7 protein-coding genes and 1 pseudogene are annotated in these 8,111 nt (G+C 71.7%); 6 read left to right on the plus strand and 2 right to left on the minus strand.

Going from position 1 to position 8,111, the window contains the following annotated elements; translation table 11 throughout:
- Positions 1–315: 315 nt before the first annotated feature.
- Positions 316–672: pseudogene (locus tag H293_RS56900) on the minus strand (rhomboid family intramembrane serine protease); the annotation flags it as partial.
- A 171-nt stretch (positions 673–843) separates the two neighbouring features.
- Here H293_RS56900 and H293_RS0148335 point away from each other — a divergent pair.
- The 5 genes from H293_RS0148335 (at position 844) to H293_RS0148355 (ending at position 6,187) form a co-directional block, all read left to right on the plus strand.
- The gene (locus tag H293_RS0148335; RefSeq protein ID WP_007381473.1) at positions 844–1,083 is read left to right on the plus strand and encodes a hypothetical protein; all 240 of its coding nucleotides are present in this window, start codon (positions 844–846) and stop codon (positions 1,081–1,083) included.
- A 35-nt stretch (positions 1,084–1,118) separates the two neighbouring features.
- A complete protein-coding gene (locus H293_RS0148340; RefSeq protein WP_020124935.1) occupies positions 1,119–2,462 on the plus strand; it encodes an NYN domain-containing protein in 1,344 nt (447 codons plus the stop codon).
- Between the two features lie 209 nt (positions 2,463–2,671).
- Positions 2,672–3,706, plus strand: a complete 1,035-nt coding sequence (locus H293_RS0148345) for a C40 family peptidase (RefSeq protein ID WP_028808870.1) — start codon at positions 2,672–2,674, stop codon at positions 3,704–3,706.
- Positions 3,707–3,943: 237 nt separating this feature from the next.
- Positions 3,944–4,960, plus strand: coding sequence for a C40 family peptidase (locus H293_RS0148350; protein WP_020124937.1), 1,017 nt, complete (start codon positions 3,944–3,946; stop codon positions 4,958–4,960).
- Positions 4,961–4,993: 33 nt separating this feature from the next.
- Positions 4,994–6,187 (plus strand): hypothetical protein, encoded by a 1,194-nt coding sequence (locus H293_RS0148355; RefSeq protein ID WP_028808871.1) that lies wholly within the window; start codon positions 4,994–4,996, stop codon positions 6,185–6,187.
- Here the strand turns inward: H293_RS0148355 and H293_RS0148360 are convergent.
- Positions 6,175–6,693, minus strand: a complete 519-nt coding sequence (locus H293_RS0148360; RefSeq protein ID WP_106968644.1) for a PadR family transcriptional regulator — start codon at positions 6,691–6,693, stop codon at positions 6,175–6,177. The genes H293_RS0148355 and H293_RS0148360 overlap by 13 nt on opposite strands.
- A gap of 17 nt (positions 6,694–6,710) precedes the next feature.
- Here H293_RS0148360 and H293_RS0148370 point away from each other — a divergent pair, with 17 nt between their 5' ends.
- Positions 6,711–8,024: an MATE family efflux transporter gene (locus H293_RS0148370; protein WP_020124941.1), complete on the plus strand. Its 1,314-nt coding sequence runs from the start codon at positions 6,711–6,713 to the stop codon at positions 8,022–8,024.
- The last annotated feature ends 87 nt before the right edge of the window (positions 8,025–8,111 follow it).

Genomic DNA, 8,111 nt, shown 5'->3' on the forward strand with positions numbered 1-8,111 from the left:
GTCGATCTTCCTGGGCACTACCTGGCCACTGGCCGAACGGCGCGGTGGTGTCGCCGGACCCGCGAGGTACTTGCGGACCGTCTTGCGGTCCAGCCCCGTCTCACGGGCGATCTCCGACAGGCTCATCGCCCCGGACTCCAACAGCCCACGAAACCGCCGAAGTTCCGACCACCGCTGCGGATCCAAGACCACTGTCGACCACCCCCTGCCGCAGCACACCGACTACGCAGCAGAGTGCCGACCAGGATCCCTCAACACATCCGCAACTGGCCGCATTCGCCCGTACGTGGGTGGGGACGTTCAGGTGTACGCCGACAGGAGGAACTGCACCCGGCCCATCCGCTCCTCGGTCATCACCCCGAACACGTAGAGGAAGAGCATGTTGCCCAGCAGGTGCACCCAGCTGCCGTGCACGAACAACGCGGTGGCCGGGGTGAGGGCGGCACTCGGCGAGCCCTCGAAGAGCTCGGCGGGGACCACGCCCCAGCGGTGGAACCAGGCCCGCTGGGCGGCCAGGGCCGCGTCCCCGGAGCCGTAGGCCGGGTCGAGACCCGAGGCGGGGCCGATCACGAAGACCACAGAGCACAGGGCGATCAGCCCGTAGGTGACCGGAGCCGGCCCCCACAGCGCCCTGCCTGCTCCACCGACTGTCACCCTCCAGTTGCTGATCATGAACACAGAGCATGACGTAACGGGACGCAACCGAACAGAGCGCCTCGCCGCCGGAGAGGTCCGGCGGACGTCCGAGCGGCGAGTACCCGCCAGGCCGTAGGGTTACGAGCCACATGCACCGGGATGCCGGTGCGTCACCGACAATGGCTAGTAGGAAAGAGCACAGGCACGATGACGGTTCCCCTCCCGACCGCCTCGACGCGGTGGCGCTGCACCCTCTGCGGCAACCTCACGCGCTTCGACGTGACCCGCTCGTCGAAGGTCGTCGAGTACGTCCACCTCGACCTGGCGGGAGACCCGAAGGTCGAGGAGCGCGAGGTGGTCAGTGAGACCATCGAGTCGGTGCGGTGCCGTTGGTGCAACGCCGTGGACCAGGTCGAACTCGTCGACAGGCCGGGCGCCGGCTCCTGACCGGGCCGGCCCCGCACAGTGATGGGGTGTGAGGGATGGTGGAGACACAAGGCGGGGAGCCGGGCGACGGCGCCGCCGAGGTCCTCGACCGTCCGCTGCCCGACGGTGTGCGGCGCAGGGTCGTGCACATCGTCTCCGAGGGTTTCGGCGGGCTGACCGTCGGCGAACTGCCCGCACAGCTGAGACAGTACGCGCGCTTCGCGCCGAACCGGCGGGCCAAGTTCGCGGGCAACGCGATGGCGGCCGCGCTGGAGACCGATCCGCTGTTCCGCCAGCGCATCGGGGAGAAGTTCAGAGAGGTCCAGCCGGAGCTGTCCGGCGCCCTCGACTCCGGTGCCCCGCCCCCGGCCGCGGACCCGCTCGATGTGGCGGCCGCGGCCTATGTTCTGCGGCCCACCGGCTGGGTCAAGCTGGTCACCGCGGCCGGCGAGGAGGCCCAGCGCGCCGACGCCGAGCGGGCCGACGAGGAGAACCGCGCCGAGCTGGAGCGGCTGCGTGAGGAGCTCGCGGCCGCCCGCGACCAGACGCGCGCCGAGACCGAGCGGCTGCGCACCGAGCTGGAGTCCGCCAAGAAGGAAGCCGAATCGCTTCACCGGAAGCTGCGCGCGGCACTCAGTGACGTCAAGCGCGGCGAGGCGGCCCTGCGCAAGCTTCAGGCCGAGACGGAGACCGCACGTGCCGAGGGGCACGCCCAGGTGTCGGCCGCCGAGAGCGAGTCCCGGCGCCTGAAGGCACGCCTCGGGGAGGCGGAGGCGGCTCTGGAGGCCACGCGCAGAGCGGCACGGGAGGGGCGCAGTGTCGAGGACATGCGCGTGCGTCTGCTTCTGGACACCGTTCTGGACGCGGCCCAGGGGCTGCGCCGGGAACTGGCCCTGCCGCCGGTCTCCGTCCGGCCCGCCGAGACCGTGGACGCGGTCGAACCGGGCCGCATGACCCCGAAGGACATCGCCGCGCGGGCCCTGTCGGAGAACGACCCCGCCATCCTGGACCAGCTTCTCGCCCTGCCCCAGGCGCACTTGGTGGTCGACGGCTACAACGTCACCAAGACCGGCTATCCCCAGATGCCGCTGGAGAAGCAGCGCCTCAGGCTCCTCGGGCAGCTCTCCCAGCTCGCCGCGCAGACCGGGGCGGAAGTGACCTGCGTCTTCGACGGCGCCGAGCTCGCCGCGCCGGTGCTGCTCGCGCCGCCGCGCGGGGTGCGGGTGCTGTTCTCCAAGGCGGGTGTCACCGCCGACGAGTTGATCCGTCAGCTGGTGCGTGCCGAGCCGCCCGGGCGGCCGGTGATCGTCGCCTCGACGGACCGGGAGGTCGCCGACGGCATCGCCAAGGCGGGGGCGCGGCCGGTCGCTTCCGTGGTGCTTCTCAAGCGGCTGTCCTAAACATCAAGGTCCAGGTTTAATGCCCGAATTAGCCTTATCGTCACGCAACGTAGCGTCAAGCCCGCCTCACTGCACGTGAGTTATGTGCAAAGAATGCATGGCGTGACGAGATTTTGCTCCTGAGGATTTGAACTGATCACGGGAAGGTCACTAGGGTCTGGGCTCGAACCTCCGAGCGGGTGATCACTCAAAAGAAGGAGTTCACCTCCGTGGCGTCCCACCGTCGACCCAAGCAGCCGAGCCGTACGCGCGTGACCGTGCTCACGACCGCAGCCGCTGCCGCCGTGGCCCTCAGTGCCAATGCCGCCAATGCCGCGCCCAGCGAGAAGCCGAGCAAGGACGAGGTCAAGGCGAAGGTCGACGCCCTGTACGAGCAGGCCGAGCAAGCCACCGAGAAGCTCAACGGCGCCAAGGAGAAGCAGGAGAAGCTCCAGAAGGAGATCTCCACCATCCAGGACAACGTGGCCCGCGGCCAGGACGACCTGAACGAACTGCGGGACTCCATAGGCATGGCGGCCGCCGCGCAGTACCGCACCGGCTCCATCGACTCCTCGCTCCAGCTCTTCCTGTCGTCGAACCCGGACGACTACCTGGACAAGGCGTCCACCGAGGACCAGCTCAGCTCCCAGCAGGTCGAGGCGCTGAAGAAGATCCAGGAGAAGCAGCGCGAGCTGGCCCAGGACCGGGCCGAGGCCTCCGAGAAGCTCAAGGACCTCGCCAGCACCCGCACCGAACTGGCCAAGCAGAAGAAGTCCGTTCAGGGCAAGCTCGCCGAGGCGCAGAAGCTCCTGAACTCGCTGACGTCCGCCGAGAAGGCCGCCCTCGCCGCCGCCGACGCCCGCGCCAGCCGCTCCGCCAGCGAGCGCGTGGACCTCGGTGACGCCCCCGCGTCCTCCGCCCGGGCCCAGGCGGCCTTCAACGCCGCCCAGACCCAGCTCGGCAAGCCGTACGTCTACGGCGCCACCGGCACCGCCTCCTACGACTGCTCGGGCCTGACCTCCTGGGCCTACGGGCAGGCCGGCATCACCATCCCGCGCACCTCGCAGGCCCAGGCCAACGCCGGCACCCGCATCTACAGCATGAGCGACCTCAAGGTCGGCGACCTGGTCCTCTTCTACGGCGACCTGCACCACGTCGGCCTGTATGCGGGCAACGGCCAGGTCATCCACGCCCCGCGCACCGGCACGGTCGTGCGCTACGAGTCGATCAACAACATGCCGTTCCAGTTCGGCGTGCGGATCTGAGGCTCCTTCTCCGCCTCCTTCCCGCTCAAGATCGCGACGACTCGCCGCCCGTTCGGGCGAATCGCGACGACCACAACTGACTCCACGCCCCGCCCATGACCTGCGTCATAGGCGGGGCGTCACGTTGTGTGCCCGCGGAGGTCGTTGGATGTGCCCCTGTCGCGGGGCTACTGTCGGCCGCGCTTCCCCCTTGCCGGGAAGCGTCTTTGTCCGCCAGTGGAAGGAGCGCGGCTTCCCGTGGGGTTCCATCGCCGCCTTGTCCAGACGTCCGGGTTCAACCGGGGCGCCGGTGCCGCCCTGTGCGTGCTGTCCGCGGCGGCCGCCGCGCTCGGCGCCGTACCGGCCGCCGCCGCTCCGTCCGCCGACACCCGGGCCGAGGTGGACCGCCTCTACGAGCAGGCCGAGCAGGCCACCGAGGCCTACAACAAGGCCGACGAGCGCGCCGACTCGCTGCGCGAGGAGGTCGGCACCGCACAGGACACGATCGCCCGGCAGCAGGAGCGCATCAACTCCATGCGGGAGGCGCTCGGTTCACTGGCCGGTGCCCAGTACCGCTCCGGCGGCCTCGACCCCTCCCTCGCGCTGCTGTTCTCCGACGACCCGGACGACTACCTCGACAAGGCGGCCGTACTGGACCGCATCAACGCCCGTCAGGCGGGCGAGCTCAAGGACCTCCAGGAGGCCATGCGCGAACTCGCCCAGGAGCGCAGCGAGGCGGCCCGCAAGCTCGGCGAACTGGAGCAGAGCCGCAAGGCCGTCGCCTCCCACAAGCGGACCGTCGAGAGGAAGCTCGCCAGGGCGCGCGAACTGCTCAACTCCCTCCCGTCCGACGAGCGCGCCGCCTACGACCGGGTCTCCCGCTCCGGGCGCTCCGACATGCCCGACCTCTCGGGTGCCGCGGCGCCCTCGGGCCGGGCGGCCGCCGCCGTGGCAGCGGCGCAGTCCGCGATCGGCAAGCCGTACGTGTGGGGCGCCAACGGGCCGGGCGCCTTCGACTGTTCGGGCCTGATGCAGTGGTCGTACGCCCAGGCCGGGGTCTCCCTCCCGCGCACCTCGCAGGCCCAGCGCTACGCCGGCCGCCAGGTACCGCTCTCCCAGGCGCGGCCCGGCGACCTGGTCACCTACCGGGGCGACGCCAGCCACGTCGGCATGTACGTCGGCAACGGCCAGGTCGTGCACGCCCCGTACCCCGGTGCCCCGGTGCGCTACGACCCGGTGGGCATGATGCCGGGGGCGACGGTCACGCGCCCCTGACCCATGGCCGCGATACCCGTACGATCGGGAAACATGGCTGGTCGAAGGCGGGTGCCGAAACACGGTGTCGTGGTGCTGTGCCTGCTGCTCGCCTCGCTGGTGTCCTGCGGCGGGAGCCCGACGCCGACCGAATCCGTCAAGGCCGATGTGCAGCACCTGCTCGACCGGCGGGCCGCGGCCGTCCTCGACCGCGACACGGCGGCGGTGGCCGGGACGGGCGCCGCGGGCTGGTTCGAGGACGTCAGCGCGGTGCCGCTCGCCTCCTGGTCCTACAAGGTCACCGGCGTCCACCGCGCCGGCGCCACCGCCACCGCGGACGCCGAACTCCGCTACCAGGTCCAGGGATACGACCAGGCCCCCGTCACGGTCGCCCGCGTCCTGGACCTGTCCCGGGACGCGTCCGGCCGGTGGTACGTCGTCAGGGAGAAGCCCGCCCGCAAGTCCTCGCAGCAGCTGTGGGACCAGGGCGAGGTGACCGTCGTCCGCGGGAAGCACAGCATCGTCCTCGGCGTCGGCCAGTCCGGCGAGAGGCTGCACGTTTTCGCGGACCTGGCCGACCGCGCCGTGCCCGCCGTGTCGGACGCCTGGGGCACCGCGTGGTCCCGGCACGTCGTCGTGCTCGTACCCAAGTCCCTGGAGGGGATGGCGGGTCTGCTCGGCTCGCCGGCCTCCTCGTACCGCGGGATCGCGGCCGTCACCACCGGTGAGACGGGCGCCCCGGCGCGGGCGCCCGCGGACCGGATCATCGTCAACCCCGACGCGTACGGTCTGCTCGGCACCCTGGGCAGGCAGGTCGTCCTCACCCACGAGACCACCCATGTCGCCACCCGCGCCGACACCACCGCCGCGACCCCGCTGTGGCTGTCGGAGGGGTATGCCGACTGGGTCGGGTACCGGGGCACCGGGCGCACCCCGGCCGAGGTCGCGCCGGAGCTGGGGGAGGCCGTCTCCGCGGGCCGGGTGCCGACGGCCCTGCCGTCCGACGCGGACTTCGGCTTCGACGGCAGCGCGTCAGGGCTCGCGGTGTCCTACGAGAGCGGCTGGTTGGCCTGCCGGATGATCGCGGACAGGTGGGGCGAGGCGAAGCTCGGCGCGTTCTACCGGTCCGTGGGCACGCACACCAAGCGGCCGGGTGCGGTGGAGGAGGCCATGGCGAAGGTGCTCGACACCGACCTGAAGGCCTTCACCGCCGAGTGGCAGGAGTACCTGCGCGATCAGCTCGGCTGATCCAACTGCTCGATGGCCTCGGCCAGCCAGGTCCGCTCGGCCCGGCCCGTCGCCCGCGCCACCCGCAGCATGCCCTGCCGGAACTGGTCGTCCGTGTCCTCCGCGCGCACCGGTTCGCCGCCGTCGTAGAAGAAGCTCGTCGGTGTCTCCAGGAACTCCAGCCGCCGCCGCAGCACGGCCGCCTGCTCGCGCCGGTCCGGCAGGTGCCGCAGGAAGGCGAGGACGGTGTTGAAGCGGACCTGGTCGCTGATCTCGGCCTGCTTCGGGTGCCGCAGCCGCTGAAGGAGGTCCTCGCGGCCCCTCTCGGTGAGCGACAGGGTCCGGCGCGGCGCGGCGCTCGTCCCGGGCTCCGCGCGCTCGTCGAGCAGGCCCGCCTTGACGAGCCGGGTGATGGCCGGATAGAGCGCCCCGTCGCTGACCGGGCGGACATGGCCGGTCAGCGCCTTGATGCGCTCCTTGAGCTCGTAGCCGTGCAGCGGCTCCTCGGCGAGGAAGCCCGCTCGTATCGAGGGGGTATTGATCCGTGAACAGTCATCGCAAGCAGCTCGTCGCGCTTGCCCACCCGGTCTATCTCGGCCTTCTGGCCTCCGTCGCCGCCGGGATCATCAACACCGTGTGGGTCTCCCGGCTCGGCGGTTCCGCCGTCGCCGCCGTGGCCGTGGCGACCAACACCGAGAACGTGCTGCTGGGCGTCGCGCTCGTCTTCGGCTCCGGTACGACCGTGCTGGTGGCGCCCGCCCGGGGCGCCCGGGATCCCGGCGGGGTGCGTGCGGCCGTGCTCGGCGGCCTGGCGCTGTGGGCGCTGGTCACGCCGGTGGTCGCCGTGGGCGGCTTCCTGTTCCGCGAGCCGCCGGCCCGGCCGGTGCTCGACGGCGGCCCGGCCGTGTCCCTGGCCACCGCCTACTTCGCGATCTCCCTGCCGGGCATCGCCGTCTTCTTCGCCCAGCAGCTCGTCGACGGCATCCTCAAGGGCGCGGGAGACGCCCGGACACCCATGCGGCTGGCCCTCCTGGCGAACGGGCTGATCCTGGTGTGCGACCCGTTCCTGATCCAGTCGTACGGCGTCCGGGGCGCCGCCGCCTCGACCGTGCTGTGCCGGGCGGTGGCCCTCGGGACGGGACTGGTCGTCCTGCGCCGGAACGCGCTGCTGCGGTCCTGTGCGGGGGTTCCGGCCGGTGTCCGCCTGCGTGGGACGCTGAGCACCGGGTTGCCCATGGCCGCCGACTTCACCGTGCGGCAGGGCGGGGCGCTCGTCCTCGTCGCGATCGTGGCGCGGCTCGGGGTGACGGCGGTGGCCGCGTACTCCATCGCCTACAAGGTCATGTACGTGGCGACGATGGCCTTCTACGCGGTGCGGCAGGCCGCCTCGATCCATACCGCGCATCTGCGGGGCGCCGGGCGGGACGCGCGGCGGGCGGTCGGACGGGAGGCGGTACTGGTCTTTGGGGCGGTGGGGCTCGCGGCGGCCGTTCCGCTTCTCGTGACCGCCCCCTGGATCATGGCCGCCTTCGACGCGGGACCCGAAGTCGCCCACGACGGGGTGTTGTTCCTGCGCTGCGTCGGCCCCTACTTGCTGCTGATGGCCTGCTTCATCGCGCTCGGCGGGGTCTTCGAGGGCAGTGGGGGAGCACCGACGCTGCTGAAGGTGACGCTGCTCGGCACGGCGGTCCAGCTGACGCTGGCGTACGCCTGCACGAGCCTCGGCCTGCCCGGCGTGTGCCTGGCACTCGCGCTGGCCATGGCACTGCAGTGCGGGATCGCGCTGCTCCTGTTCCGACGGGCGGGTGCGTGGGTTCAGGGGGAGGCGGAGGTCTCGCGGGCGGGGGCGGTGGCCTGATCCGGGGGTGGGGTCGGCGCGGGTTGTGGGGTGTCGGGCGCGGTGTCGCGGACGGCGTCCGGGAGCGGGGTCGGGTGGTTCAGGGCG

This window comes from Streptomyces canus 299MFChir4.1, from assembly GCF_000383615.1.
Classification (GTDB): domain Bacteria; phylum Actinomycetota; class Actinomycetes; order Streptomycetales; family Streptomycetaceae; genus Streptomyces; species Streptomyces canus_C.

Excerpts from the sequence above, each read along its gene's own strand:
- H293_RS0148335 (WP_007381473.1), top strand. The coding sequence starts at position 844 with ATGACGGTTCCCCTCCCGACCGCCTCGACGCGGTGGCGCTGCACCCTC.
- H293_RS0148340 (WP_020124935.1), top strand. The coding sequence starts at position 1,119 with ATGGTGGAGACACAAGGCGGGGAGCCGGGCGACGGCGCCGCCGAGGTC.
- H293_RS0148355 (WP_028808871.1), top strand. The coding sequence starts at position 4,994 with ATGGCTGGTCGAAGGCGGGTGCCGAAACACGGTGTCGTGGTGCTGTGC.